Annotated in this window: 22 protein-coding genes; 9 read left to right on the forward strand and 13 right to left on the reverse strand. The window is 68.4% G+C overall.

All coding sequences use genetic code 11. The annotated features are described in order from the left end of the window. Positions 1-4 precede the first annotated feature (4 nt). The 4 genes from ACTWPT_RS10445 (at position 5) to mug (ending at position 5,997) form a co-directional block, all read left to right on the forward strand. Positions 5-1,576: a 3' terminal RNA ribose 2'-O-methyltransferase Hen1 gene (locus ACTWPT_RS10445; RefSeq protein ID WP_443177077.1), complete on the forward strand. Its 1,572-nt coding sequence runs from the start codon at positions 5-7 to the stop codon at positions 1,574-1,576. Further along, positions 1,560-4,019 (forward strand): polynucleotide kinase-phosphatase, encoded by a 2,460-nt coding sequence (locus tag ACTWPT_RS10450; RefSeq protein ID WP_443177078.1) that lies wholly within the window; start codon positions 1,560-1,562, stop codon positions 4,017-4,019. Before ACTWPT_RS10445 ends, ACTWPT_RS10450 begins: the two co-directional genes overlap by 17 nt. A 69-nt stretch (positions 4,020-4,088) precedes the next feature. Beyond that, positions 4,089-5,489, forward strand: a complete 1,401-nt coding sequence (locus ACTWPT_RS10455; RefSeq protein ID WP_443177079.1) for a sugar porter family MFS transporter — start codon at positions 4,089-4,091, stop codon at positions 5,487-5,489. Positions 5,490-5,499: 10 nt separating this feature from the next. Then, entirely contained in the window at positions 5,500-5,997 is a 498-nt protein-coding gene (gene mug / locus ACTWPT_RS10460) for a G/U mismatch-specific DNA glycosylase (protein WP_443177080.1), read from the forward strand. 29 nt (positions 5,998-6,026) lie between these two features. Here the strand turns inward: mug and ACTWPT_RS10465 are convergent, their stop codons facing one another. From ACTWPT_RS10465 to ACTWPT_RS10475, 3 genes are all read right to left on the reverse strand, one after another. Further along, positions 6,027-6,890: a CAP domain-containing protein gene (locus ACTWPT_RS10465; RefSeq protein ID WP_443177081.1), complete on the reverse strand. Its 864-nt coding sequence runs from the start codon at positions 6,888-6,890 to the stop codon at positions 6,027-6,029. 390 nt (positions 6,891-7,280) lie between these two features. Then, positions 7,281-10,010: an aconitate hydratase AcnA gene (gene acnA, locus ACTWPT_RS10470; RefSeq protein WP_443177082.1), complete on the reverse strand. Its 2,730-nt coding sequence runs from the start codon at positions 10,008-10,010 to the stop codon at positions 7,281-7,283. Positions 10,011-10,165: 155 nt separating this feature from the next. Beyond that, positions 10,166-10,894: a metal-dependent hydrolase gene (locus ACTWPT_RS10475; RefSeq protein WP_443177083.1), complete on the reverse strand. Its 729-nt coding sequence runs from the start codon at positions 10,892-10,894 to the stop codon at positions 10,166-10,168. A gap of 288 nt (positions 10,895-11,182) precedes the next feature. On the opposite strand from ACTWPT_RS10475, the gene ACTWPT_RS10480 reads away from it, so the two are divergent. From ACTWPT_RS10480 to ACTWPT_RS10490, 3 genes are all read left to right on the forward strand, one after another. Then, positions 11,183-11,899, forward strand: coding sequence for a PadR family transcriptional regulator (locus ACTWPT_RS10480; RefSeq protein WP_443177084.1), 717 nt, complete (start codon positions 11,183-11,185; stop codon positions 11,897-11,899). Between the two features lie 66 nt (positions 11,900-11,965). Continuing rightward, positions 11,966-12,469, forward strand: coding sequence for a DUF1707 SHOCT-like domain-containing protein (locus ACTWPT_RS10485; protein ID WP_443177085.1), 504 nt, complete (start codon positions 11,966-11,968; stop codon positions 12,467-12,469). A gap of 87 nt (positions 12,470-12,556) precedes the next feature. After that, positions 12,557-13,225 (forward strand): DUF6879 family protein, encoded by a 669-nt coding sequence (locus ACTWPT_RS10490; protein ID WP_443177086.1) that lies wholly within the window; start codon positions 12,557-12,559, stop codon positions 13,223-13,225. A gap of 2 nt (positions 13,226-13,227) precedes the next feature. On the opposite strand, the gene ACTWPT_RS10495 is transcribed toward ACTWPT_RS10490, so the two are convergent. The 9 genes from ACTWPT_RS10495 to ACTWPT_RS10535 form a co-directional block, all read right to left on the reverse strand. After that, positions 13,228-14,571 (reverse strand): hypothetical protein, encoded by a 1,344-nt coding sequence (locus ACTWPT_RS10495; RefSeq protein ID WP_443177087.1) that lies wholly within the window; start codon positions 14,569-14,571, stop codon positions 13,228-13,230. Positions 14,572-14,686: 115 nt separating this feature from the next. Beyond that, a complete protein-coding gene (locus tag ACTWPT_RS10500) occupies positions 14,687-15,562 on the reverse strand; it encodes an ATP-binding cassette domain-containing protein (protein ID WP_443177342.1) in 876 nt (291 codons plus the stop codon). Then, entirely contained in the window at positions 15,562-16,503 is a 942-nt protein-coding gene (locus ACTWPT_RS10505; protein WP_443177088.1) for an ABC transporter ATP-binding protein, read from the reverse strand. The genes ACTWPT_RS10500 and ACTWPT_RS10505 overlap by 1 nt, the downstream gene beginning before the upstream one ends. Continuing rightward, positions 16,500-17,384 carry an ABC transporter permease gene (locus tag ACTWPT_RS10510; protein ID WP_443177089.1) on the reverse strand — a complete coding sequence of 295 codons (885 nt, stop codon included), beginning with the start codon at positions 17,382-17,384 and terminating at the stop codon, positions 16,500-16,502. Before ACTWPT_RS10510 ends, ACTWPT_RS10505 begins: the two co-directional genes overlap by 4 nt. Next, positions 17,381-18,376 (reverse strand): ABC transporter permease, encoded by a 996-nt coding sequence (locus ACTWPT_RS10515; RefSeq protein ID WP_443177090.1) that lies wholly within the window; start codon positions 18,374-18,376, stop codon positions 17,381-17,383. Before ACTWPT_RS10515 ends, ACTWPT_RS10510 begins: the two co-directional genes overlap by 4 nt. A gap of 73 nt (positions 18,377-18,449) precedes the next feature. Next, on the reverse strand, positions 18,450-20,204 hold the full coding sequence (locus ACTWPT_RS10520) for an ABC transporter substrate-binding protein (protein ID WP_443177091.1): 1,755 nt from the start codon (positions 20,202-20,204) through the stop codon (positions 18,450-18,452). A gap of 437 nt (positions 20,205-20,641) precedes the next feature. Beyond that, complete coding sequence (locus ACTWPT_RS10525) at positions 20,642-21,409, reverse strand: neutral zinc metallopeptidase (protein WP_443177092.1); 768 nt, start codon at positions 21,407-21,409, stop codon at positions 20,642-20,644. 82 nt (positions 21,410-21,491) lie between these two features. Then, positions 21,492-21,827: a type II toxin-antitoxin system PemK/MazF family toxin gene (locus ACTWPT_RS10530; RefSeq protein ID WP_443177093.1), complete on the reverse strand. Its 336-nt coding sequence runs from the start codon at positions 21,825-21,827 to the stop codon at positions 21,492-21,494. Then, positions 21,808-22,038 carry a hypothetical protein gene (locus ACTWPT_RS10535; protein WP_443177094.1) on the reverse strand — a complete coding sequence of 77 codons (231 nt, stop codon included), beginning with the start codon at positions 22,036-22,038 and terminating at the stop codon, positions 21,808-21,810. The genes ACTWPT_RS10530 and ACTWPT_RS10535 overlap by 20 nt, the downstream gene beginning before the upstream one ends. Positions 22,039-22,231: 193 nt before the next feature. On the opposite strand from ACTWPT_RS10535, the gene ACTWPT_RS10540 reads away from it, so the two are divergent. Continuing rightward, positions 22,232-22,972 (forward strand): sulfite exporter TauE/SafE family protein, encoded by a 741-nt coding sequence (locus ACTWPT_RS10540; protein ID WP_443177095.1) that lies wholly within the window; start codon positions 22,232-22,234, stop codon positions 22,970-22,972. Between the two features lie 7 nt (positions 22,973-22,979). Here ACTWPT_RS10540 and ACTWPT_RS10545 read toward each other — a convergent pair whose 3' ends face one another. After that, on the reverse strand, positions 22,980-23,525 hold the full coding sequence (locus ACTWPT_RS10545; protein WP_443177096.1) for a GrpB family protein: 546 nt from the start codon (positions 23,523-23,525) through the stop codon (positions 22,980-22,982). Between the two features lie 548 nt (positions 23,526-24,073). Here ACTWPT_RS10545 and ACTWPT_RS10550 point away from each other — a divergent pair. Then, the gene (locus ACTWPT_RS10550) at positions 24,074-25,183 is read left to right on the forward strand and encodes a sugar ABC transporter substrate-binding protein (protein WP_443177097.1); all 1,110 of its coding nucleotides are present in this window, start codon (positions 24,074-24,076) and stop codon (positions 25,181-25,183) included. The last annotated feature ends 37 nt before the right edge of the window (positions 25,184-25,220 follow it).

Below are 25,220 nucleotides of genomic sequence, written 5' to 3' on the forward strand. Positions count from 1 at the left end.
GGGCGTGCTGCTGACGATCACGACTACCGCGAGCCCCGCCACCGACCTGGGTTTTCTCTTGCACAAGCATCCGGGGCGCGTGCAGGAGTTCAGCCAGTCGTTCGGCACGGCCAGGGTGTTCTACCCGGAGGCGGGCGAGGAGCGCTGCACGGCGGCGCTCATGCTGGAGGTCGACCCGATCGCGCTGGTCAGGTCACGCGGCAAGGGCTCGCCCGACTTCAGTCTGTCTCAATACGTCAACGACCGCCCCTACGCGGCGTCCTCGCTGCTGGCCGTGGCGCTGGGAGACGTCTTCCGCACCGCGCGGGCCGGCCGGTGCAAGGCCCGGCCCGAACTTCCCGGCGAGGCGCTGCCGCTGGAGCTCAGGCTGCCCGCGCTGCCCTGCCGGGGTGGGCCCGACCTGGCGCGGCGGTTGTTCGAGCCGCTCGGCTGGGAGGTCGAGGCGCAGGCGCTGCCGCTCGACGAGGGCTTCCCCGAGTGGGGCGAGTCGCGCTATGTCCGGCTCACCCTGCGCGGCGCGGCCCTCCTGTCCGACGCGCTCAACCACCTCTACGTGCTGCTGCCCGTGCTCGACGACGGCAAGCACTACTGGATCGCGCCCGACGAGGTCGACAAGCTGATCAGGGCCGGCGAGGGCTGGCTGCGCGGGCACCCGGAGCGCGGGCTGATCGCCCGCCGCTACCTGGGCCGGCGCTGGGCCCTCGCCCGCACCGCGCTGGCCAGGCTGGCCGAGCTGGGCGACGAGACGGAGGAGCAACTGGAGCCCGCGGTCGCGGAGGACGCGCCGCCGGAGGAGACCGCCGCCGACGAGATGGCCGCCGCCGAGGCCGAGGCCCACGCCACAACCACGGCGCCCACCGCACCCGACGCGGCCTTCCCGCTGGACGCGCCCGCAGCAACCCCCGCACAGGACGCGGCCGCCGGCGCGCTCGCGGCGGTGGGCCCGGCCAAGGGCGCCGAGGCCAAGGCCAAGCCGCTCAACCTTCAGCGCCGCGAAACCGTGTTGCGGGTGCTGGAAGAGCTCGGCGCGGCCAGCGTGATCGACCTGGGCTGCGGCCAGGGCGAGCTGGTCGGTGCGCTGCTGGCCAGGCCCAGGTTCGCCAGGGTCGCCGGCGTGGACGTCTCGTCGATGGCGCTCACCATCGCCGCCCGCAAGCTGCGCCTCGACCGCATGCCCGACGCCAAGCGTGCCCGCCTCACCTTGTTCCAGGGCGCGCTCACGTACACCGACAAGCGGCTCAAGGGCTACGACGCCGCCGTGCTCATGGAGGTGATCGAGCACGTCGACCCGCCTCGCCTGACCGCGCTCGAACGCGTCGTGTTCGGCCATGCCAAGCCCATGCACGTACTCGTCACCACCCCCAACATCGAGCACAACGTCCGCTACGAGTTCCTCACCGGCCTGCGCCACCCCGACCACCGCTTCGAGTGGACCCGCGCCGAGTTCGCCGCCTGGGCGACCCGGGTGGCCGCCGAGCACGGCTACCAGGTCACGTTCGAGCCGGTCGGCGACGACGACCCCGAGGTCGGCCCGCCCACCCAGATGGGAGTGTTCACCCGTGATCAGCGTTCCTGAGCTGTCCCTCGTGGTCCTGGTGGGCGTCTCCGGCAGTGGCAAGTCCACCTTCGCGCGCAAGCACTTCAAGCCCACGCAGGTCATCTCCTCCGACTTCTGCCGCGGCCTGGTCGCCGACGACGAGAACGACCAGTCGGCCACCCCGGCCGCGTTCGAGCTGCTGCACCACATCGTCGGCGTACGCCTGGCCAGGGGCCTGCTCACCGTGGTCGACGCCACCAACGTCCAGTACGCCGCCCGCAAGAGCCTCATCGACCTGGCCAGGAAGCACCACGTGCTGGCCGACGCGATCGTCCTGGACGTGCCGGAGGAGGTGGCCATCGAGCGCAACGCCGCTCGCCCCGACCGCGACTTCGGCCCCGGCGTGGTGATCCGCCAGCGCAAGGACCTTCGACGCTCGCTCGGCAAGATCACCAGCGACGGCTTCAGGAAGGTCCATGTGCTGCGCGGGCTCGACGAGGTCGACAACGCGGTGATCACGTACGAGAAGGCGTGGTCGGACCTGACCGAGCTGACGGGCCCGTTCGACCTCATCGGCGACGTGCACGGCTGCCGCGCGGAGCTGGAGACCCTGCTGCGCGAGCTGGGCTGGGAGGGCGTCAGGCACCCGCAGGGCCGTACCGCGGTGTTCGTCGGCGACCTGGTGGACCGCGGCCCCGACACACCCGGCGTGCTGCGCCTGGTGATGGACATGGTCGAGGCCGGCACCGCGATCTGCGTGGCGGGCAACCACGAGCAGAAGCTGGTGCGCGCACTGAACGGCCGCAAGGTCACGGTCGCCCACGGCCTGCAGGAGTCGCTCGACCAGCTCGCCGCTCAGCCGCCCGAGTTCGTCGAGCGGGCCAAGCGGTTCATGGACGGCCTGCTCAGCCACTACCGCCTCGACGGCGGCCGGCTCGTGGTGGCGCACGCCGGGCTCAAGGAGGCCTACCACGGCCGCGCGTCCAAGCGGGTGCGCTCGTTCGCCCTGTACGGCGACACCACCGGCGAGACCGACGAGTACGGCCTGCCTGTCCGACTGCCGTGGGCCGAGGAATACCGCGGCCGCGCCATGGTCGTCTACGGCCACACGCCCACGCTCCGGCCCGAGTGGATCAACAACACGATCTGCCTCGACACTGGCTGCGTCTTCGGCGGCCACCTGACCGCGCTGCGATACCCCGAGCGCCAGATCGTCCAGGTCCGAGCTGAGAAGGTCTGGTACGAGCCGACCAAGCCGCTCGGCGCCGGCGCCCGCGACCCCGGCATGCTGGACGTCAACGACGTGATCGGCACTCGCCACGTGGAGACCAGGTTCGGCGCCCGGGTCAAGGTCCTGGAGGACAACGCGGCCGCGGCCCTGGAGGTCATGAGCCGTTTCGCGGTGGATCCGCGCTGGCTGGTCTACCTGCCGCCCACCATGGCCCCGCCGGAGACCTCGCAGCTCGACGGTTACCTGGAGCACCCGCACGAGGCCTTCGAGGAGTTCGCCGCCGCCGGGGTGCGCGAGGTCGTGTGCGAGGAGAAGCACATGGGCTCGCGAGCCGTCGCCGTGCTGGCCAGGACGCCGGAAGCGGCCGCGGTCCGGTTCGGCGTGACCGATGGCGGCTGCGGCGCCGTGTACACGCGCACCGGGCGGCCGTTCTTCACCGACACGGGCCCGCTGGTCGAGGGGCTGCGCGCGGCCTGTGAGCCGCTGTGGGAGGAGCTCGGCTCCGACTGGGTGGTGCTCGACTGCGAGCTGCTGCCGTGGTCCGCCAAGGCCGGCGACCTCATCAGGAGCCAGTACGCCTCCGTCGGCGCGGCCGCCCGCGCCGCGCTGCCCGAGGCGGTGCAGGCCCTGGAGGCGGCGGCCGAGCGCGGGCTGGATGTGGGCGATCTGCTGCACCGCACCCGGCGCCGCTTCCGCAACGCTGCCCTGTTCCGCGACGCCTATGCCCGTTACTGCTGGCCGGTCGACGGGCTGGAGGGCATCAAGCTGGCGCCGTTCCAGATCCTCGCCTGCGAGGGCCGGGCCACGGCGCTGGAGCCGCACGCCTGGCACCTGAACACTTTGGCGCTGCTCGACTCGCCGCTGATCGCCAGGACCCGCCACGTGTTCGTCGATCTCGGCTCGCCGGAGTCCAGGGCCGAGGCGACCGCCTGGTGGGAGTCGATGACGGCGGCCGGCGGCGAGGGCATGGTGGTCAAGCCGGCCGCGTACGCGCCCGGGCGGGTGCAGCCCGGGGTCAAGGTCCGCGGCCGCGAATACCTGCGGATCATCTACGGCCCGGACTACACCGAGTCGCTCGACGTGCTGCGCAGGCGCTTCCTCGGCAAGAAGCGCTCGCTGGCGCTGCGCGAGTACGCGCTGGGCCTGGAGGCGCTGGCGCGGCTGGCCGACGGCGAGCCGGCCTGGCGAGTGCACGAGCCGGTCTTCGCCGTGCTCGCACTGGAGTCGGAGCCGGTGGACCCGCGCTTGTAAAGCTTGGGTAAGCCGGACGATACGCCGGTGACGTGCGGGTATGTCCCCTTTCCTGGGGGAAGGACCGGCATGGCGACTCAGCGTACCCACCATGAGCACCTGGGCCACGTGCTCTTCATCACGGCCGCCGCCGCCATCGGCGGATTCCTGTTCGGGTACGACAGCGCCGTCATCAACGGCGCGGTCGTCGGGATCCGCAGGCACTTCGGCGTCGGGCCGGTCGAGATCGGGTTCGTGGTGGCCATCGCGCTGCTCGGGTCCGCCGCGGGCGCGTGGATCGGCGGCCGGCTGGCCGACCGGTTGGGCCGCACCAGGTCCATGCAGGTGGCGGCGCTGCTGTTCGCGGTCAGCTCGATCGGGCAGATGTTGCCGTTCGCGATCTGGGACCTCGCGGTGTGGCGGGTGATGGCGGGCTTCGCGATCGGCATGGCCTCGGTTCTGGCGCCCGCGTACATCGCCGAGGTGGCCCCGGCGGCCTACCGGGGCCGGCTGGGCTCGCTCCAGCAGCTGGCCATCGTGCTCGGCATCGCGGTCTCGCAGCTGGTCAACTACCTGATCGCCTGGCTGGCCGGCGGCGACGTGAACAACCACCTGGGGCCGCTGCAGGCGTGGCAGTGGATGCTGGGCGCCTGCGTGGGGCCCGCCGTGATATATCTGCTGTTCGCACTGAACATCCCCGAGTCGCCCCGCTACCTGGTCATGACGGGGCGGACCAGGCGGGCACGCGAGGTGCTGGCCGAGGTCGAAGGCGACGGCGTGAACATCGACGAGCGCATCTCGGAGATCCAGCACGTCTTGCGGACCCAGCGCGTGCCGGGCATGAAGGACCTGCGCGGGCCGGCACTCGGGCTGCTGCCGATCGTCTGGATCGGCATCGCCCTGTCGGCCTTCCAGCAGTTCGTCGGCATCAATGTGATCTTCTACTACTCGACCGTGTTGTGGCAGTCGGTCGGCATCAACCAGAGCGACTCCCTTCTGATCAGCTTCTCCAGCTCGATCATCAACATCGTGGGCACCTTCATCGCGATCTCGCTCGTGGACAAGATCGGCCGCAAGCCGCTGCTCCTGATCGGCTCGGCCGGGATGGCGATCTCGCTGGCCACCGCGGCGTGGGCGTTCAGCGCGGGCAGGCTCGTCGGCGGCAGCGTCACGCTCCCGGACCCGCAGGGGCCGATCGCGCTCATCGCGGCCAACGTGTTCGTGCTGTTCTTCGCGCTGTCGTGGGGCGTGGTGGTGTGGGTGCTGCTGGGTGAGATGTTTCCGAACCGCATCCGGGCCGCCGCCCTGGGCCTGGCCGCCGCGGCCCAGTGGATCGCCAACTGGGCGATCACGGTGTCGTTCCCGGCCCTGTCGGCGTGGAACCTGCCGCTCACGTACGCCGGGTACGCGCTCTTCGCGCTGCTGTCGTTCCTCTTCGTGGCCAAATGCGTCAGGGAGACCAAGGGCCGAAAACTGGAGGAGATGGGTTAACCTCCGGGACGTGATCGACGACGTCCTCGGCCCCTCGCTCGACGTGCTCTTCTGCGGCATCAACCCCGGCCTCTTGTCCGAGGCCACCGGGCACCACTTTGCCCGGCCCGGCAACCGGTTCTGGCCGGCGCTGCACCTGTCCGGATTCACGCCGCGCCTGCTCGTGCCGGCCGAACAGCACCTGCTCCCCTCGTACGGGCTGGGCATCACCAACATCGTGCCCCGCGCGAGCGCCAAGGCGTCGGAGCTGACCAGGGAAGAGCTGGTCGAAGGCGGCGCCGCGCTGGCGTTGAAGGTGGCGCAGGCGGGCCCGAAGGTGCTGGCCGTGCTCGGCGTCTCGGCGTACCGCACCGCCTTCCTGCGGCCCAAGGCGCGGGTTGGGCCGCAGGGAGAGACGGTGGGCGGGGCCAGGGTGTGGGTGTTGCCCAATCCGAGCGGGATCAACGCCCACTGGACCCTGGCCGCCATCGCCGGCGAGATGGGACGCCTGCGCGTCTCGCTCGCCTAGCGCTACCGGCGCTTGCCGGCCCACCGGGACTACCGGGCCGCGAAGTCCTGGGTCCAGTAGATCCGGCCCTGGGAGTTCTTGGCCGCGCCGACGCCGATCAGGTTGAACCGGCAGTTCATGATGTTGGCGCGGTGACCGGAGCTGTTCATCCAGTCCTGGACGACGGCGGCGGGCGAGGGCTGGCCGAAGGCGATGTTCTCCGCCCAGGCCGATCCTCCGGTGAACCCGGCCGCCCTGATGCGGTCGGTGAAGCTGCGGCCGTCTTTGGAGGTGTGGTCGAAGTGGTTGGTCTTCGCCATGTCCTGGGAGTGGCCGAAGGCGGCCGCCCGCAACTGCGGGTCGTGCTTGAGCGGCCCGCAGCCGCCCTTGGCCCGCTCGGCGTTGGTCAGCCGGACGACCTCGTTCTCCTCGGCCGTGCCCACCGTCCCCGTCGAGGGCGTCGAGGGCGTTGCGGTGGGGGAGCTCGAGGGCGTTGCGGTGGGGGAGCTAGACGGCGTGGGGGTAGGAGTGCCGCTGCCCGGGGAGCAGGACAGCCTGGCCGCCCTGGACTTGGCGATGGTACGGCCGCGGATGTCGGTGGCGACCGCGTAGTAGACGCCGGGCTCGCAGGCCACCGCCACCTTGACGCGGCCGTTCCTGGTGGCCCCGCTCTTGACCACGGGGTCGCGGCCGGGGACGGCGCGCTTGATCCGGATGCGCAGCAGCGCGGATGAGAAACAGCCGCGGCGGGCGGCAAATGATTCGATCTTCAGTGCGCTGTTGAGCCGGGGCTTGGCCACGCTCACGCGGCACCTGGCGGCCTCCGACACCGTCGCGGCCTCGGCCGCCGTGAGCGGCGTGCTGAGCGCGGCAAGGCTCACGAGGCCGGCGAGTACCCCAAGGGGTCTACGCATAGGGGGTTTCCTCCAGTTGCGGTAGACGCTGGATGGCACCGCATTCTGTCGGGACCGCAACCCATTTGTCATCAAATCTGCAATATTCCGGTGATGCGGCGGTAAACCAAAGTGATCGTTGAAGCGTCTGCGCAGGCTGATCGGCCGGTCCTGTCGGCCTGACCGAAACCCGCCGAGGGTGCTATGACGTTCGCCGCCCCTTGCGACCGGCATGCCACTGAAACGCGAGAGCCGCCCGGCGGGGGGTGTCCCGCCGGGCGGCTCTCCTGTGTGTCGGGTGGTTCCCCCGATGTGGGCGCGTGAGGATCGCGCCCCACCCCCGGCTCAACGAAACAGCCAAGGGTTCCCGGCTCCCGCCCGGCTCATGACCGGACGGGTGCGCGGGAAGATCTACTTGGCGAGCAGCGAGCGCAGCACATACTGCATGATGCCGCCGTGCCGGTAGTAGTCGGCCTCGCCGGGCGTGTCGATGCGGACGACCGCGTCGAACTCGATATCGCCCGCTTTGACATGCACGGTCTGCGGGATGCCGCCCTTGTTGAGCTCCTCGACGCCCGTGATGTCGAACGTCTCCTCACCCGTCAGCCCCAGGGAAGCGGCCGAGGCGCCCTCGGGGAACTGCAGCGGCAGCACACCCATGCCGATCAGGTTGGAGCGGTGGATCCGCTCGTACGACTCCGCGATGACCGCCCGCACGCCCAGCAGCGCCGTGCCCTTGGCCGCCCAGTCGCGCGATGAGCCCGAGCCGTATTCCTTGCCCGCCAGCACCACCAGCGGCGTCCCCGCGGCCGCGTAGTTGACCGAGGCGTCGTAGATGAACGACACCGGGCCGTCGGCCTGGGTGAAGTCGCGGGTGTAGCCGCCCTCGGTGCCGGGGGCGATCTGGTTGCGCAGGCGGATGTTGGCGAACGTGCCCCTGATCATCACCTCGTGGTTGCCGCGCCGCGATCCGTAGGAGTTGAAGTCCTTGACCTCGACCCCGTTGGCCTGCAGGTATTGCGCGGCCGGGGTGCCGGTCTTGATGGAGCCGGCGGGCGAGATGTGGTCGGTGGTGACCGAGTCGCCGACCTTGACCAGCACGCGGGCGCCGCTGATGTCCGTGACCGGCTCGGGCTTCTCCGGCATGCCGTCGAAGTAGGGGGCCTTGCGCACGTACGTCGAGGAGGGGTCCCACTCGAAGGTGTTGCCGGTCGGGATCGGCAGCGAGCGCCAGTGGTCGTCGCCCTTGAACACGTCGGCGTAGTCGCGCTCGAACATGTCGCGGCCGATGGAGGAGTTGACCACGGCGGAGATCTCCTCCGGCGACGGCCAGATGTCCTTCAGATAGACCGGCTCGCCGTCGGTGCCGAGGCCGAGCGGCTCGGTGTCGAGGTCGAGGTCCATGGTCCCGGCCAGCGCGTACGCGACCACGAGCGGCGGCGAGGCCAGGTAGTTCATCTTGACGTCGGGGTTGATGCGGCCCTCGAAGTTGCGGTTGCCCGACAACACGGCCGTGACCGCCAGATCGTTGGCCTGGATGGCCTCGGAGATCTCCGGCGGCAGCGGACCCGAGTTGCCGATGCAGGTGGTGCACCCGTAGCCGACCAGGTTGAAGCCGATCTTGTCGAGGTACGGCTGCAGCCCGGACCGCTCGAAGTAGCCGGTGACCACCTGCGAGCCGGGGGCCAGCGACGTCTTCACCCACGGCTTGCGGGTTAGGCCCTTCTCGACGGCGTTGCGGGCCAGCAGCGCCGCGCCGAGCATGACGTACGGGTTGGAGGTGTTGGTGCACGAGGTGATCGCGGCGATGGAGACGATGCCGTGGTCGATCTCGAACGACGTGCCGTCGGCCAGCGTGACCGGGACCGGCTTGTGCGGCCGGCTGCCGTTGGCGGTGGCGTTGGAGGCGGGCGCGTCGGAGGCGGGGAAGGACTCCTCGCCCTCCTCGTCGACGCCGTCGGCCACGTAGTTCTGCACGTCGTGGCGCCAGGTGGCCTTGGCGGCCGACAGCGCGATGCGGTCCTGCGGGCGCTTGGGGCCGGCGATGGACGGGACGATGGTGGCGAGGTCCAGCTCGATGTACTCGGAGAACGCGGGCTCGGGCGCGGACGGGTCGAGCCAGAGGCCCTGGGTCTTGGCGTACGCCTCGACGAGCGCGATCTGCTCCTCGGAGCGTCCGGTCAGCCGCAGGTAGTCGATGGTCTGGCCGTCGATCGGGAAGATAGCGCAGGTGGAGCCGAACTCGGGGCTCATGTTGCCGATCGTGGCCCGGTCGGCCAGCGGCACGGACGAGACGCCCTCGCCGTAGAACTCCACGAACTTGCCGACCACACCGTGCTTGCGCAGAATCTCGGTGATCGTCAGGACCAGGTCGGTGGCGGTGGCGCCGGCCGGGAGCTGGCCGCTGAGCTTGAAGCCGACCACGCGCGGGATCAGCATGGAGATCGGCTGGCCGAGCATCGCGGCCTCGGCCTCGATGCCGCCGACGCCCCAGCCCAGGACGCCGATGCCGTTTTCCATGGTGGTGTGGGAGTCGGTGCCGACGCACGTGTCGGGGTACGCCTTGCCGTCGCGGATCATGACCACGCGGGCCAGGTGCTCGATGTTGACCTGGTGCACGATGCCGGTGCCGGGCGGCACGACTTTGAACTCGTCGAAGGCCGTCTGACCCCAGCGCAGGAACTGGTAGCGCTCGCGGTTGCGCTCGTACTCGCGCTCGACGTTGCGCTGGAAGGCGTCGGGGTGGCCGAAGAAGTCCACGATGACCGAGTGGTCGATGACCATCTCGGCGGGCGCGAGCGGGTTGATGCGGGCCGCGTCGCCGCCGAGGTCGCGCACGGCCTCCCGCATGGTGGCCAGGTCGACAACGCACGGCACGCCGGTGAAGTCCTGCATGATGACGCGCGCGGGCGTGAACTGGATCTCCACGCTCGGCGTCGCGTTGGGGTCCCACGAGCCCAGCGCACGGATGTGGTCGGCGGTGATGTTGGCGCCGTCCTCGGTGCGAAGGAGGTTTTCCAGCAGGATCTTCAGGCTGTACGGGAGGCGTGCGGCGCCCTCGACGGCATCCAGCCGGAAAATCTCGTATGACGCGTCGCCGACGCGTAGCGTGTCACGGCTGCCGAAGCTGTTCGCGGACACGGTGATTCGCCTCCTCCATCAGACAGGGTTCCAGACCAAATCCTGCCGCACTCCCAAAGGAGCATGCATGTTAGGTAAACCTAACTCGCAGGTCCGGGAGCGCTGCGGACAGATGTCTCGACGTCAAGATATCTCTAGAGTATCTCGACATCAAGTTAAACAGGCGCCAGGCGCCAGAACAGCAGGCCGATGATCGCGACCGACAGGATGGGCGCCAGGATCTTCTGCTCGAACGTCTTGCCCGTCTTGATGCCGATCTTCCACGGCAACAGGAACTTCGTGCCCAGCGGCCACAACACCGGACAGCCCCGCTCGGTCATGCAGTCGCCCACCACATGCATGAGGCAGCCGGCCGCCACCGCCAGCCCCAGCCACGCGTACCCGACGGACAATGACATGAAGACGGCGTAGAGCCCGGCGGTCAGCCCGACGTTGATCATGACGGATCCCATCTTGTTACCCGGGATCCCGATGCCGACCGCGCGTAGCGCGAGACCGATGAGCAGCACGACCATGATGTCGCGGCCGATGGGATAGGTGTTGGCCAGCCAGTGCGCCCCGAACCCCATCGCCACGGCGAAGACCAGTGAATGTGTGGCGCCCCGGTGCCCGCCGCTGATCCACGACACGGCCTTGCTGAGCCCCCACGTGACCGGCCCGAACGTCTGGGCGATCGTCGCGCTCGGGTGGTCGAGATCGGGCAACATCGCGGCGCCCGCGCAGACGATGGCGCCGGCGATCAACTCGGCGGGGCCTAACGCGCCCGCCATGATCCCCGTCTCGATGAACCGGGAGGACTCGGTCAGCAGCGGCAGCGCGGCGAGCGGCGGCGCCAGCCCCAGCCAGGCGATGGCCCCGGTTAACGCATGCGTGTGCCCCATCATGATCGGGACTGTACGGCAAAGAAGCCTTTTACGCGGTGAGGCAGGGCCGGACGCGGTGAAGCAGGACCCGGAAACGCAGACGAGGTCGTCTCCGCGGCGACAGCACCCCCCAGCCCTGCCGACGCGAAACGACCTCGTCTGCTCTGAACAACGACCCTCCCCTCAATCCTGTTCCCGGATTCCGCAACTTTTTCGTGATCTGGATCACTCTAGGTCTGGACTTGCGAACGACACACTATCGATATATCTTTGACGCATCGAGAATAGATCACGATATAGGAGGAAGCTATGAGTTCCGCACAAGCAGCAGGCGGTCCATGGCCGGGTGCCCACGAATACAAGCGGGTCGCCCGCGAAGCGTTCAAGGCCGTGGCCGACGCCTTCGACGAGATGGGTGGGCGGCGCCACCGCCACGAGCACGAGCACCGGCAGCGCGGCCGGCGAGGCGGTCCCGGGCCGTTCCCATTCGACTTCGGGCGGGGTGGTCCCTGGGGCGGTCCCGGCGGGCCGTGGGGCGGTCACCGCGGCTGGGGCGGCAGGAGCCGCAAGGCCAAGCGGGGCGACGTACGCGCCGCGATCCTGGCCCTGCTCGCCGAGGAGCCGCGCAACGGCTACCAGATCATCCAGGAGATCGCCGAGCGCAGCGAGGGCGGCTGGAAGCCCAGCCCTGGCGCCGTCTACCCGGCACTGCAGCAGCTCACGGACGAGGGCCTGGTGATCTCGGAGGAGAATGAAGGCCGCAAGTCCTTCCGCCTCACGGAGGCGGGCCGCAACTACATCGAGGCGCATGCCGACGAGGTCCGCGCCCCGTGGGACGAGATGCGCCCGGACATCGACGACAACACCGCCGATCTCTGGCACATCGCCCGGCAGTCGGCCTTCGCGATGATGCAAATTCTCCAGACCGGAAACGACGCACAAATCCGCGAAGCGCGTAAGACTTTGGTAGAGACCCGGCGCAAGCTCTACCAGATCCTGGCCGACGACGAACCGGGCGAGGAGTGACCGGATTATGGGGCCCGCGAGGGAGTGCCGGCGTATGGCGACCGAGTCGCCGAACGGAGTGAGGCCATGAGCACAGGTATGGACCGCAACGACCTCCGCATCGGCGACGCCGAGCGCGAGCAGACGATGGCCGCCCTGCGCGAGCACTTCGCGCAGGGCCGCCTGACCCACGAGGAGCTCGACGAGCGGCTCGATCGCACGCTGTCCGCCAAGACGGGCGGCGACCTCGCGCAGATCACGGCCGACCTGCCCGGGCACCAGTCCACCCCGCAGTACGGCATGGACGACTGGCGCGAGTCGATGATGGCCAACCGGCACCAGGTCGAGGCCATGCGGCAGGCCCACAGGGGCATGCGCCAGGCGCACAGGGAGATGCGGCGGCAGTGGCACCACCAAGGTCAGCCGTGGCGACACCATCACCGGGGCCCGCACCCGATCGTCGGCGTGCTGTTCGGGATCATGCTGCTGAGCCTGATCTTCGGATTCGGCCTCTTCAAGGTGCTGTTCGCGGTGTGGATAGGCGCGATGGTCTTCAGCCTGGTCCACCGGCGTTTCCATTCTCGCAGCTGAGGCCCCTCCAGGTCGTTTTTGGGCCTTGACCCTGTCAGGGGCTCACCTGATGATCTGGGCGGACCTTAAACGCGAAAGGGACCCCGCATGACCGAGGGCACTCCGGCCAACCCGTTCGCCGCCGTCGCGCACGCCGACGGGCTCGACCTGGACGTGCCGGAGTACCAGTCCGGATTCGACCGCGACCACGCCGCACGCACCGAGCCGATGTGGAAGCTGGAGCGCGCCCAGGTGTTCTACGAGCCGGATGTGGCGAGCTGGCGGGCCATGATGGACGGCGACTGGGCGGGCTCGCTGGCCCTGGCCGAGCGCATGGCCGGGCCGCTGGAGGATTACTTCCGCAGCCGCGTGCCGGTCCGGCGGGTGCGCGTGGTGGAGTTCCCGATCACCGCGTACCTGCAGTGGGAGCTGCATGTGCTGGCCGTGCGCGCCCGGGCCGGCTCGCCCTGCCGGGTGGTGCCCGCCGAGCGGGTCGCCGCCCTCGACCCCCTGCCCGAGCTGGTGATCTTCTCGCAGTCCCTCATGTACGAGGTGCTCTACGACCGGTACGGCGGCTGCCGGGGCGGCCGACGCGTCACCGATCCCCACGTAGTGGCCCCGTGCCTGCGGGCGGTGCGCGCACTGTACACCGATGGCGAGGACGTGCTCCGCTTCCACGAACGCGAGATCGCACCACTGCCGCCCCCGGTCGTCACCGACGCGATGAGGGCCGCGGTGCCCGCGTACGCGCACCGCACCGAGGAGTTCAGGGTCTGACCTCATTCACGCAACGCAGCACGGGAAAGCTGGTCAACGCCCGGGCGTCCAGATCCTTGGCCGTGGTGACCTGGAAGACCGCGCTCTCGCCCGGCAACAGGGTGACGAGCTGATCGTCCACGGTCGCGTCCTGGTCGAGCCGGTCGGGGAAGATCGCGCGCCGGGTCGTCGGGTTCGGCGACCGACGGCGGCAGCGCCACCTTGGTCACCGAACGGGGGGCCACGTGCACGGCCACGACCTCCTTCGCCAAAGGCTCGCCCGACAGGCTCTGCCGGACGAGGTGCAGTTCGCCCGACCAGGCATCGGGGAGGTCGTTGATCAGGGCGAGCTCGCCGTCCTGCACGGTGAGGAGCCGGTGGGCGTAGGCGCGGCGCAGCGCGTACCAGACAGGCTTGCGCCGGCCGTCGCCGTCGACGGCCGACCACGACGTCACCGGCCAGCAGTCATTGAGCTGCCAGACGATCGTGCCCATCGTCCACGGCATGAGCGAGCGGAATCGCTCGACGCCGAACGTCACCGCCCGGGCCTGGTTGAGCTGCATCAGGTAGTGCCAGTCGTCGAACGTCTCGGGCCGCGGCAGGTGCTCGCCCAGCCCGCGCAGCAGCTTGGCCTGCCCGTCGATCGCCTTCTGGTGCGCGGAGTCCGGCGTCAGCGGCTCGTCGGAGGAGGCCCGGCGCAGCGTGGCGTACGCGGGCGGCCCTTGGAAGCCGAACTCGGCCACGAAGCGGGGCCGGTAGGCGGCGTACCGGGTGTAGTCCTCGCGGTTCCAGACATCCCAGATGTGGATCGTGCCAGACGCCGGGTCGTTCGGCGGCAGCCCGGGCGCGCCCGAGTACGGGCTGCCTGGCCAGTACGGGCGGGCCGGGTCCAGCTCGGCGACGATCCCCGGGAGCAGGTCGTAGTAGAAGCCCGCCCCCCAGCTGCGAGCCTCGAGCCGGTCCGGCCAGCCCCAGTCGGCGTGGCCCTCCAGGTTCTCGTTGTTGCCGCACCACAGCACCAGGCTGGGGTGCGGGGCGAGCCGGGACACGTTCTCCCTGGCCTCGGCGGCCACCTCGGAGCGGAACGGCTCCTCCTCCGGGTAGGCGGCGCAGGCGAACGGGAAGTCCTGCCAGACCATCAGGCCCAGCTCGTCGGCCAGGTCGTAGAAGTCGTCACTTTCGTACAGCCCGCCGCCCCAGACCCGCAGCAGGTTGACCCCTGCATCCGCCGCCTGGGCGAACCGTTCGGCCAGGCGCTCCCTGGTGACGAGGGAAGGGAAGCAGTCGTCGGGGATCCAGTTGACGCCCTTGACGAAGACCGGGGCGCCGTTGACCTGGAGCGTGAACGCCTCACGCTCCAGCTCCACGGACCGGAACCCGATCCTGCCTCGCCACACGTCGTCGCCGAGGCGGACGGCCAGGTCGTAGAGAGGCTGGTCGCCGTATCCGCGTGGCCACCACAGCTGGGGATCGGAGACTCCTTCAGCAGGTTTCGAGCTGGGCGCAGGCCACGAAATGCCCCGGTTCGGCCTCCAGCAGGCCCCCTGAGGCCCCGCGCTGGTGGTAGAAGCAGGTGTCCACGGCCGCGGCGTCGGCCCACTCCTCGTGCAGGCGCGGCACCGCCGACAGCAGCTCGCGCGTGTACGGATGCAGCGGGCCGCCGAAGACCTTGTCCGTCAGCCCCATCTCCACCACGGAGCCCTTGCGCAGCACCACCGTGCGCTCGGCGAGGTAGTTGCCGAGCGACAGGTCGTGCGTGATGTAGAGCACGCCGAGACCCCTGGTCTTCAGCTCGGCCAGCAGGTTGAGCACGTCGATGCGGGTGGAGGCGTCCAGCATGCTGGTGATCTCGTCGGCCACCAGCAACTTGATGTCCAGCAGCAACGCGCGGGCGATGAGCAGGCGCTGCAGCTGGCCGCCGCTGAGCTGGTGCGGATACTTGCCGAGCACCTGGTCGGGGTTGAGCCGCACGTCACGCAGCGCCGCGCGGACCCGCTCGGCCCACTCCTGCTCGGGCACCGCCGGGTAGTAGGAGTCCTTGATCATGGCGAACACCCGGTCGGCCTTGAACACCGGGTTGAACGAGCTGAACGGGTCCTGGAAGATCCCCTGCACGTGACGGTAGTACTCCTTGGCGCCGCGCACCGGCCGCCCGTCGAACGTGATCGAGCCGCTGGTGACCGGGTTCAGTCCGAGGATCATGCGGCCGATCGTGCTCTTGCCGCTGCCGCTCTCCCCGATCAAGGAGACGACCTCGCCGGGCACGACGTCGAAGCTGACGCTCCGCACGGCCGCGACGGTCTTGCCGCCGAAGGCGCCGATCCTGAATTCCTTCGTGACGTCGTGGAGTGTCAGCATCATGCCTTCCAGCAGGCGACGTGGTGGGCGGGCGCGATCTCGACCACCGGCGGCTCCTCGGCGCACTCGTCCCCGGCGAGCGGGCAGCGGTCGCGGAAGCGGCAGCCGGCCAGCGGGTGCAGCAGCGACGGCGGGCTGCCGGCGATGCCCTCCAGCCGCCGGTCGGCGTATCGGACGCCGACCTCGGGCAGGGAGTCCAGGAGCAACCTCGTGTACGGGTGCCGCGGCGCCTTGACGATCACGTTGGCCGGCGCCTTCTCGGCCAGCTTGCCCGCGTACATGACCATGATCGTGTCGGCGATGTGGTGGGTGAGCGCGAGATCGTGGGTGACGAAGATCATGCTCTTGACGTAGCCGCTGTCGCGGAAGCCGAGCAGGGCGCGCGCCACGGCCTTCTGGGTGGAGACGTCGAGCGCGGAGGTGACCTCGTCGGCGATCAGCAGGGACGGGTCGAGCAGCGTGGAGATGACCATCACCATGCGCTGCTTCATGCCGCCCGACAACTCGATCGGATAGCGGTCGAGCATCTCGCGCGGCAGCCCGACCTGGTCCATCCGGCGCTCCAGCTCGGCGGCGTCCAGCGTCGCGCCACGTGACTTGAGCAGCTCGGTCACCATCCTGCGGATCTTGCGGGTGGGGTTGAGCGCGCTCATGGCGTACTGCGGGATGAGGGAGACCTCCTTGAAGCGGAAGTCGTTCATCCTGCGGTCGTCGGCGATCGGCAGCTCCTTGCCGTCGAGCTCCACGCGGCCGCCCACGTGCTGCATGCGGCCGTCCATGCGGATGAGGCTCTTACCCAGCGTGCTCTTGCCGCACCCGGACTCGCCGACCAGGCCGAGGATCTCGCCGTCGCCCATATCGAAGGACATGCCGTCGAGGGCGCGCACCTCGCCCTTCAGCGTCCTGTAGTGGACGCGCAGCTCGCTGACCCGCAGACTCATGTCTCCCTCAGCTTCGGGTTGAAGACCTCGTCGAGGCCGACGTTGGCCACGTACAGGGCGCCCACGATGGCCGTGATGGCCGCGCCCGGCGGCACGAACCACCACCACATGCCTAACTGGAGGGCGCTCCACTGGGTGGAGTTCTGCAGCATCAGCCCGAGCGAGATCCCCTCGGTGGGGCCGAGGCCGATGAAGTCCAGCGAGGAGGCGATGAGCACAGAGCCGCCGAACAGCAGGATGAACGTCATGAACAGGTAGGAGCTCATGTTCGGCGCGATCTCCCTGGAGATGATCCGCCGGGTGCCCGAGCCGCTCATCCTGGCCAGGTCCACGAACTCCCGTGTACGCAGCGAGAACGTTTGCGCCCTGATCGCCCGCGCCGCCCATGGCCACTGCGTCAGCCCGATGAACAGGCCTTGCACGGCCACGCTGCGGATGCCCAGGTATGCGTTGATGATCAACAGCACGGCCAGGGTCGGGATGACCAGGATGATGTTGGTCAGCATGTTGAGCACCTCGTCGACGATGCCGCCGAGGTAACCGGCCACGAAGCCGACGACCATGCCGATGACCGCGGCGATGCCGCCGCCGATCACGCCGACCGCGAAGGTGCTGCGCAGGCCGTGCACGAACTGGGCGAAGATGTCCTGGCCGAACGTGGTGGTGCCGAGCCAGTACTCACCGGAGGGCGGGCTCATGGGCTTCGGGCCGTACTGGTTGGGCGCCGCCTCCACGAACAGCGGGCCGACCAGGCCCAGCAGAAGCAGCACGAGCACGATGCCGAGGCCGGTCATCAGCTTGCCGTTGCGCACCGCGAAGTAGAGCGCCTCGCGCCGCACCCCGGCCCGCTCGCGCGGGGCGACTTCCTGGAGCGTCGTCATGCCTGCGCACCCGCCATTCCCGCCCTGGTCCGCGGATCGACCACGACGTAGACGATGTCGATGATGAAGTTGGCGATCAGCACGCCGAGCACGATGAACAGGAACGTGCCCTGGAGGAGGAAGAAGTCCTTGTTCTTGATGGCGTTGAGAATCAGGCTGCCCAGGCCTGGATAGGCGAAGACGATCTCGGTGACCAGCGCCCCGGCCACCAGCACGCCCAGTTGCAGGGCCAGGCCTGTGATCTGGGGCAGGACGGCGTTGCGGAAGGCGTACCGGCGGATCAGCCTGGCGGGGGCGCCGAGTGCCGACAGGTAGTTGGAGTAGTCGGACTCCAGCTCATAGATGATCATATTGCGCATGCCGATGGCCCAGCCGCCCAGCGCCACCAGGAACAACGACAGGAACGGCAGCGTCCAGTGGTGCAGTAGGTCGAGCAGGAACGTCCACGACCAGTTGGGACGCATCGAGAAGCTGTAACCGCCGGCTACCGGGAAGAAGCCGCCGATCACGCCGAGCGCCCACGCCAGGAGCACCGCCAGCCACATGTACGGCATGGCCGTCAGCACGTACCCGACCGGGAGAACGGTGTTGTCGAGGAGCTTGCGGCGGGCGGCGTACGCGCCGAACTGGTTGCCCACCACCCAGCTGAGCAGCACCGACGGGACGACCAGGGCCAGCGTGTACGGGACCGCGCCCATGATCACGTCGCTGACCGGAGTCGGGAACAGCCAGATGCTCAGCCCGAAATCGCCCCTGAACAGGGCGCCCCAGAAGTTCAGGTACTGCTGCCACAGCGCCTGGTCGAAGCCGAAGAGGTTGTTGTAGTAGGCCCGCATGGCCTCCACGGCCTCAGGCCTGGTCACGTTGGCCCTGGCCACCATGCTGGCGACGGGGTCGCCCGGCATGAAGCGCGGGATCATCCAGTTGACCGTGACCGCGACGAAGAAGGTCAATCCGTAGATGAGGAGCTTTCTGCCGAAATAACGACGCACGTGCGGCTCTCCCGGAAGGCCCCCCGCTCGGCGAGCGGGGGGCTAGAGGGGGTTGGCGGGGTCGAGGGTTCGATCAGGAGCCGGAGGGCTGGAGCTGGGTGAGACTCTCGAAACCGCCGAGTTCGAGCCAGTTGCGCCACATGACGGCGCCGGTCTTGGGCGCGCTGCCCGAGCCGGCCGGCCAGTTCTTCCACACGGAGTTGCTGGACTGCGCCCACAGGCCGTTGTACCAGAGCGGGATCACCGGCATGTCGTCCAGGTGGATCTGCTGGAGCTGCGAGGTGATCTTCTTCATGCCCTCGATGTCGTCGGTCTTGACCTGGTCGAGCTGCTGCACCAGGTCCCAGGCCTTCTTGTTGTCGTAGCGGGCGAAGTTGACCGTGTTCTGCTGCTTCTGGATCGGCAGCTGGAACATGTACTCGTAGTACGTGTACGGCGAGTTCGACAGCTGCCGCTCGTTGTTGATCAGCAGGTCGTAGTCGCCCCTGGCGCGCTTCTCGACCAGCGCGTTGAAGTCGGGGAAGTCCGGCGTGATCTGGATGCCGGCGCTCTTGGCGCTGGTCGCGATGGACCGGGCCGACTCCATCCAGTCGGTCCAGCCGGACGGCACGATGAGCGTCAGGTTCATCTTGGAGCCGTCCTTGTTCTCCACGAACCCGTCGTTGTCGGTGTCCTTGTATCCGGCGTCCGACAACATCTTCTTGGCCTTGGCGGCGTCGAACGCGAACCCGGACGAGGAGACCACGCTCTGGTCCACGAACTGCTCCCACTGCGGCAGCAGGCCGGTCGGGCTGGAGGCCTTGACCAGGTTGCCGTAGACGCCCTCGACGATCTGCTTGACATCGATCGAAGACGCCAGCGCCTTGCGGAAGGCCGGGTCGTCCATCGGCTTCTTGGTGTTGTTCGGCACCAGCCAGGCCGTGTTGGCGGACAGGTGGTACGGCGGCTCGGCGTAGTAGGTCGTCAGGCCGAAGTTGCCCTTGACCAGGTTCGCCACGCCGGGCAGGAAGTTGTTGGACAGGTCCAGGCCCTTCTGCATCAGCAGGCCCAGCGCGACCTCGTTGCTCGGGGTGGCGATGTCCACGATGTAGCGGGGCTTGGGCTCCATGTTCAGGGCGGTCTTGCCCCACCAGTCGTCGCGGCGCTGCAGCACCACGCGGTCCTGGTCCTTGCTCATGAACTTGTACGCACCGGTGCCGACCGGGTTCTCGTTGACGCCGTCCAGCACCTCCTTCTCCGAGCGGCCCTTCCAGATGTGTTCGGGCAGGATCGAGCGGCTGTAGAGGTTGAAGTCCCACTGCTGGTAGTTGGCCTTGGAGAAGGTGAACTTCACCGTCTGATCGTCAACGGCCTCGACGCTCTTCAGCCAGGTCCAGAGGTTGTGGTACGGGATCGTCTCCATCTTGCCGAGCTCGAAGGAGAACACCACGTCCTTGGCGGTCAGCGGCTGCCCGTCGGACCACTTGATTCCCTGGCGCAACTTGAGCTGGTAGGTGGTGTCGTCGCTCCACGAGCCGCTCTCGGCCAGCCACGGGGTGAGCTTGGCCGCGGTGGTGTCGTAGTGGAACAACGTCTCGTACACCAGGCCCTTGGTGCCAACGGCCGAGTCCCACTCCCTGATCGGGTTGAAGTTGGCCGGTGGACCCCATTGTGTGCCCGTGGTGTAGAGGGTCTCGCTGCGCGGCAGCTGATCGGGGTTGGCGGGCGCCGCGCCCTGGCCCTGTGTCTGGTTGGCCGGCGGGGTCGGCGTGGATCCGCCGCCGGTGCAGGCAGTGGCGAGCAGGCCCGCCGCCACGAGCGGAATCATGATCCGAGCCCGGTTACGCATCGCTTCTCTCCTTCCCTCCGCGCGTCTGGCGCGAAGGTTCGCACGTGTGCTTAGACACCCCCGATGGGCCGGGCTCGGACGGGGCCCGCGCCTGCTGGTGCCGGTGAGCTGGGAGCGCTCCCACACATATCGCAAGCACGCTCCCGCAATGAGACCGGTGAGCGATCACTCTTCAGTAGTCACAGGTCATGCGACCCTGCTGAACCGGATAAGTACCGCGAACGTAAATTCCGCATGTCCATGCCGTCAATAGCCGTGACGCTTTCGAGACGTGCATTTGGAAGCGCTCCCATGACGGTGTCGCGCCCGCATCCCGCACGAACACCCGCCGGGGGAGTCAACGGCTAACCGGTTCAACGACGACACTGGACGCACACGCGCGCACTGCGACACGGCGCGCACGGCCGTGTGGCGGCGGCTGCGTGGAACCTGTCCGGTCAGGAGACCTTCGCGGCGGGCGCCGACCAGGTGTCGCAGGCGGCGGGGGAGTGGGCCCGATACCCGCGCTTGAGCCAGTAAACGCGGGTGCTCCCCTTGCCGTGACTGCGGTAGTCGTCGCCGTCGTCCCCGCTGGCCTGGGTGGCATCGACGAGCGCCTCCCAGTCGCGCTCCGTGCGATCCAGCGATCCCCACACGCTGCCCAGGAACACGCCGGCCAGGCAGTCGGCCTGCAACTCGTACCGCCGCTTCAGCTCGTCCTGACGCCCCCGCTCGGTCCGCACCCGCGCTTCGTAGACGCGCCGCACACCGGTGAGGCTCTGCAGATGATGCCCATACTCGTGGGCGGCCACCTTGAACGGAAAGAGATCAGTCCTGTCCTCGATCCACCGCCCGGTGAGCGGGAACACCAACGTGCTGCGCTCGGTGCAGTAGAAGGCCGCCGCGTGTTCGGGCCACGGCACCCCGCACACGGTGCTCTGGGGCTCCTCGAAGTAGAGCACGACCGGCTTGCGGAACGTCCACCGCGTCCGAGCGACGTACGCACCCCACGACTTATCCAGACATTTCATGACGGCCTGGAGATACTCCCGCGTCCGCGGAATCCCTCCCGAGCTGATCGCCGTCTCCGGACACGACGCGATCGCCAGCTTGCCGGCCTTCTCGGGGAATGGGGCCGGCGCCGCCTGGACGCTCTGGGCGGGTATGCAGGCGATGGCCAGGATCGCGCCGAGGGTCAGGGTGCGCTTGATCGGGTGGGAATGCACGGTCGGCAGCTTAACGATCCGCGACGTGTGACACGATGGGATGCGCCACCCGGCGAACTACCACTTCGCCGGGCGGCAGGCCTCATAGCATTCGGTTGAGCGCCGTGATCGCTTCTGCGACGACGTCGTCAGGTGCGTTGCCGATGAAGAAGTCGAGCCTGTCGGGGGAGATCGCGCGCACCTGCTCGATCATCGCCCAGCTGGTCTTGGCCAGCCCTGTGTCCTTGCTGCTGATGCGAATATGAGAGACATACCCGCGCTCACGGCTGGTCAGCGGCACCGCCCAGACGAGCCCCAGTCTCGATTGGTTGAACTGGTCGTTGCTGAGGATCATGGCCGGACGATCGAAGCCTTGCTCGCGACCGATTGGGCCGCGATCGAACCGTGTGAACCAGATCTCACCTTGCGTTAGTTTCATCCTTCTCCTCGGGGAATGTGATCAGCCCTTCCCACTCCGGCGCGATCTGGCGGGAGCGCGGCCGTGAACCCAGGAAGGCCTCGCGCTCGGCGAGGTATTCGGCCCAGCCCTCTGAGTCTTCGCGCTGGGTCCGCTCGATCTGTTCGTTGAGGGTCTGCCAGAACAGCTTCTGCTCGTAGTCGGCGATGGCTTCGTTAAGCACCTCGGTCATGGTTCGGCCCTCCTGCCGGGCGATTCGGGCTAGACGGTCTCTGGTGGTGACGCTGACGCGTATCGTCGTTGCAGCTTTAGGCTTCATGCTCATACTCCACAGGCTACGTCGGCGTCGTGGAGAACATTACACCGGAGCGGTCACTCTCGCAGTAGAAACGGCAACGGAGAGTAAAGATGGTTGACTCTCCTGCATGACTGTTGCGGCATTGGTGCTGGCTCTCGCCGGTCTGGCGGTTTTCGTCGGTGCGACCGTCCAGGGCGCCGTGGGTTTCGGCCTGGGACTGGTCGCAGCGCCCGTGCTCACCCTGCTCAATCCCGAGCTGATGCCGGGCGCCATTCAGGTCGTCAATATGACGTTGCCGCTGTTCACGCTGGCCGCCGAATGGCGCAGGGTGGACTGGCGCGGGCTGGGGTTCGCGGTGCTCGGCAGGATCCCTGGTAGTGTCCTCGGCGCACTCATTGTTGTCTACGTTTCTGTCTACACACGCGGCATCTTTGTCGCGGTCATGGTGCTCGTAGCGGTGGCGCTGACCGCCAGGGCGCTTAGCGTGCCGCGCAACGGTGTGACGATCACGTCGGCGGGGTTCGTGTCGGGGATCACCGGCACCGCAACGGGCATCGGCGGGCCGCCTCTCGCGCTGGTCTATCAGAACGCCAAGGGCCCACAGATCCGCGCGACGCTGGCGATGTTCTTCTTCCTGAGTGCCGCGCAGTCGCTGGCCATCCTCGCCTTCGTGGACGAGTTGCCGTCCCAGGCACTGGTGACGGGGGCCGTCCTGATCGTGCCGATGGTGCTGGGGTTCATGGTGTCGGGGCCGTTGCGGCGTTATCTCGACGGTGGCAAGGTGCGTGCGGCCGTCCTGGTCGTGGCCGCGGCCTCGGCGGTGGCGCTGATCGTGCAGAACGTGGTCACTCAGCTCATGTCGGCCTGAGGAGCTCTCATGCGTCGCTCGGGCCGGGTCGCCAGCCGACGCTCTGAGCCCACGTGTCGGCCTGCCGCACGATGTCCCAGACGAACGGCTCCTTGGCTGCGACGTACTTCTCCCGCTCGTCGTGGAAGCGTTCGGCGCACCGCCGTTTCGCGTCGGCGAACTCGGCCGCGGCGGCGGGGTGAGCGCGGAGATAGTCGCGGAAGAGCAGGGGAAGCTGCTGGGAGAAACTGCCGAGCTCGCGTACGTGGACATGGGTCCGGCGCTGCCCGGGGGCCTCGCGGAAGTAGCGTTTGGTCAGCTCGGGGTTGCCCGCCCGGTACACCATGCCGAGCCGTTCCAGCGGGATCCGGAATTCCTCCAGCGGCTCGAAGGAGCGCACCGCGACCTGGACGTCGATCACGGGCTTGGCGGCCAGGCCGGCGACCGACGTCGAGCCGATGTGATCGATCCGCGCCGCGACGTCGCCGAGCGCCGTACGCAACGCTTCGCCCAGGGCGGCGAACCGCATCGGCCAGTTCGGGTCGTAGTCGACGATCTCCACGGGATCTGTCATGCCTGGATTGTCCCAGGAGCAACTTGGGCGGTGCGGGAAGTGGTGGGTGAGCCTATGAACGGTAGGAGCCGTTGTGAGTGACGGTCGGCCCGCTCGGCGACCTGTGGTGGGTCGAGCTGCCATGCTCCGTGCTCATGCCGTTCTCCCGGTGGGCCCTTGTATATGTCGCCGCCCGCCCTCGTGACGGTCTTGCCCGCAGATCCGCCGCCTGTGCTGAAGTCCGAGCGTCACCCAAACGACTTCGATCTCCCTGCTGTGGCAGCCGCTTGAGAGCCTTCAGGCTGAGCTGTCGAGGATCGCAGCGGCGGGTCGCCCTGTGCGGCACCCGAGCCAACTACGGCTCCCAGACGGGCCAACTACCACTCCAAGGGTCATCTACCGCTCTCCGCGTCAACGGCAGGCGTCGGGGAGGTTGAGATGGCGTTTCTGGATTGTTACTGGAAACAACAAACTCCTGGCCTCAACCCCCTTCCAAAGCAGGCCATCCCGGAATACGTTGCCGCAAACAACATTCATCCGGGCCCCTCCGGAAGAAAGGACCCTGCACTATGCGCAAGGGGATCCTCAGCTTGACCGCCGCGGCAGCCGCGCTCGCCCTCGGTCTCACCGCCTGCGGGGGCGATAGCGGTCAGACCACGTCGACCTCTGCGGCCACGGCAACGGCGGCCAAGGCCGGGAAGATCGGCGTCATCCTGCCGGACAGCAAGTCGTCCGCACGGTGGGAGACGGCAGACCGCAAGTATCTGGAAGAGGCGTTCAAGGCCGCCGGCGTCCAGTACGACATTCAGAACGCCCAGAACGACAAGACGGCGTTCCAGACCATCGCCGACCAGATGATCACGAACGGAGCCACCGTTCTGATGATCGTCAACCTCGACAGCGGCACCGGCAAGACGGTCATCGAGAAGGCCAAGTCCCAGGGTGTGCCGACGATCGACTACGACCGGCTGACGCTCGGCGGCGGCGCCGCCTACTACGTCAGCTTCGACAACACCAAGGTCGGCACGCTCCAGGGCGAAGGCCTCACCAAGTGCCTGACCGACAAGAAGGCCGAGAAGCCGATCGTGGCGTACCTGAACGGTTCGCCGACGGACAACAACGCCACCCTGTTCAAGAGCGGTTACGACGGGGTGCTCAAGCCGAAGTTCGACTCCGGCGACTACGTCAAGGGCCCCGAGCAGTCGGTGCCCGACTGGGACAACACCCAGGCCGGCACGCTGTTCGAGCAGATGCTGACCGAGCAGCCGAAGATCGCCGGCGTCCTGGCCGCCAACGACGGCCTGGGCAACGCCGCCATCACCGTGCTGAAGAAGAACAACCTCAACGGCAAGGTGCCGGTCACCGGCCAGGACGCCACTGTCCAGGGCCTGCAGAACATCCTCTCGGGTGACCAGTGCATGACCGTCTACAAGGCGGTCAAGAAGGAGGCCGACGCCGCGGCCAAGCTCGCGGTGGCGCTGGCCAAGGGTGAGAAGCCCACGGCCGCCTCGAGCGTCAAGGACCCGGAGACCGGTCAGGACGTGCCTTCCGAGCTCATGGATCCCCAGGCCATCTACTTCGACAACGTCAAGGACGTGGTGGCCGACGGTTACGTGACCAAGGAGGAACTGTGCACCGGTGACTTCGCCGCGAAGTGCACCGAGGCCGGAATCCAGTGAGTCCATGGGGGCGCGGCCGCCGGTCGCGCCCCCTTGA

Source organism: Nonomuraea sp. 3N208, assembly GCF_052245935.1.
Taxonomy (GTDB): Bacteria; Actinomycetota; Actinomycetes; order Streptosporangiales; family Streptosporangiaceae; genus Nonomuraea.

What these genes read in the sequence shown, in the direction of transcription:
- ACTWPT_RS10480 (WP_443177084.1), top strand. Translation starts at nt 11,183, where the DNA reads ATGAGTTCCGCACAAGCAGCAGGCGGTCCATGGCCGGGTGCCCACGAA.
- ACTWPT_RS10455 (WP_443177079.1), top strand. Translation starts at nt 4,089, where the DNA reads ATGGCGACTCAGCGTACCCACCATGAGCACCTGGGCCACGTGCTCTTC.
- ACTWPT_RS10500 (WP_443177342.1), bottom strand. Translation starts at nt 15,562, where the DNA reads ATGCTGACACTCCACGACGTCACGAAGGAATTCAGGATCGGCGCCTTC.
- ACTWPT_RS10540 (WP_443177095.1), top strand. Translation starts at nt 22,232, where the DNA reads ATGACTGTTGCGGCATTGGTGCTGGCTCTCGCCGGTCTGGCGGTTTTC.
- ACTWPT_RS10510 (WP_443177089.1), bottom strand. Translation starts at nt 17,384, where the DNA reads ATGACGACGCTCCAGGAAGTCGCCCCGCGCGAGCGGGCCGGGGTGCGG.
- ACTWPT_RS10475 (WP_443177083.1), bottom strand. Translation starts at nt 10,894, where the DNA reads ATGATGGGGCACACGCATGCGTTAACCGGGGCCATCGCCTGGCTGGGG.
- ACTWPT_RS10490 (WP_443177086.1), top strand. Translation starts at nt 12,557, where the DNA reads ATGACCGAGGGCACTCCGGCCAACCCGTTCGCCGCCGTCGCGCACGCC.
- ACTWPT_RS10465 (WP_443177081.1), bottom strand. Translation starts at nt 6,890, where the DNA reads ATGCGTAGACCCCTTGGGGTACTCGCCGGCCTCGTGAGCCTTGCCGCG.
- ACTWPT_RS10535 (WP_443177094.1), bottom strand. Translation starts at nt 22,038, where the DNA reads ATGACCGAGGTGCTTAACGAAGCCATCGCCGACTACGAGCAGAAGCTG.
- ACTWPT_RS10530 (WP_443177093.1), bottom strand. Translation starts at nt 21,827, where the DNA reads ATGAAACTAACGCAAGGTGAGATCTGGTTCACACGGTTCGATCGCGGC.
- ACTWPT_RS10550 (WP_443177097.1), top strand. Translation starts at nt 24,074, where the DNA reads ATGCGCAAGGGGATCCTCAGCTTGACCGCCGCGGCAGCCGCGCTCGCC.
- ACTWPT_RS10485 (WP_443177085.1), top strand. Translation starts at nt 11,966, where the DNA reads ATGAGCACAGGTATGGACCGCAACGACCTCCGCATCGGCGACGCCGAG.
- ACTWPT_RS10520 (WP_443177091.1), bottom strand. Translation starts at nt 20,204, where the DNA reads ATGCGTAACCGGGCTCGGATCATGATTCCGCTCGTGGCGGCGGGCCTG.
- ACTWPT_RS10545 (WP_443177096.1), bottom strand. Translation starts at nt 23,525, where the DNA reads ATGACAGATCCCGTGGAGATCGTCGACTACGACCCGAACTGGCCGATG.
- ACTWPT_RS10505 (WP_443177088.1), bottom strand. Translation starts at nt 16,503, where the DNA reads ATGAGTCTGCGGGTCAGCGAGCTGCGCGTCCACTACAGGACGCTGAAG.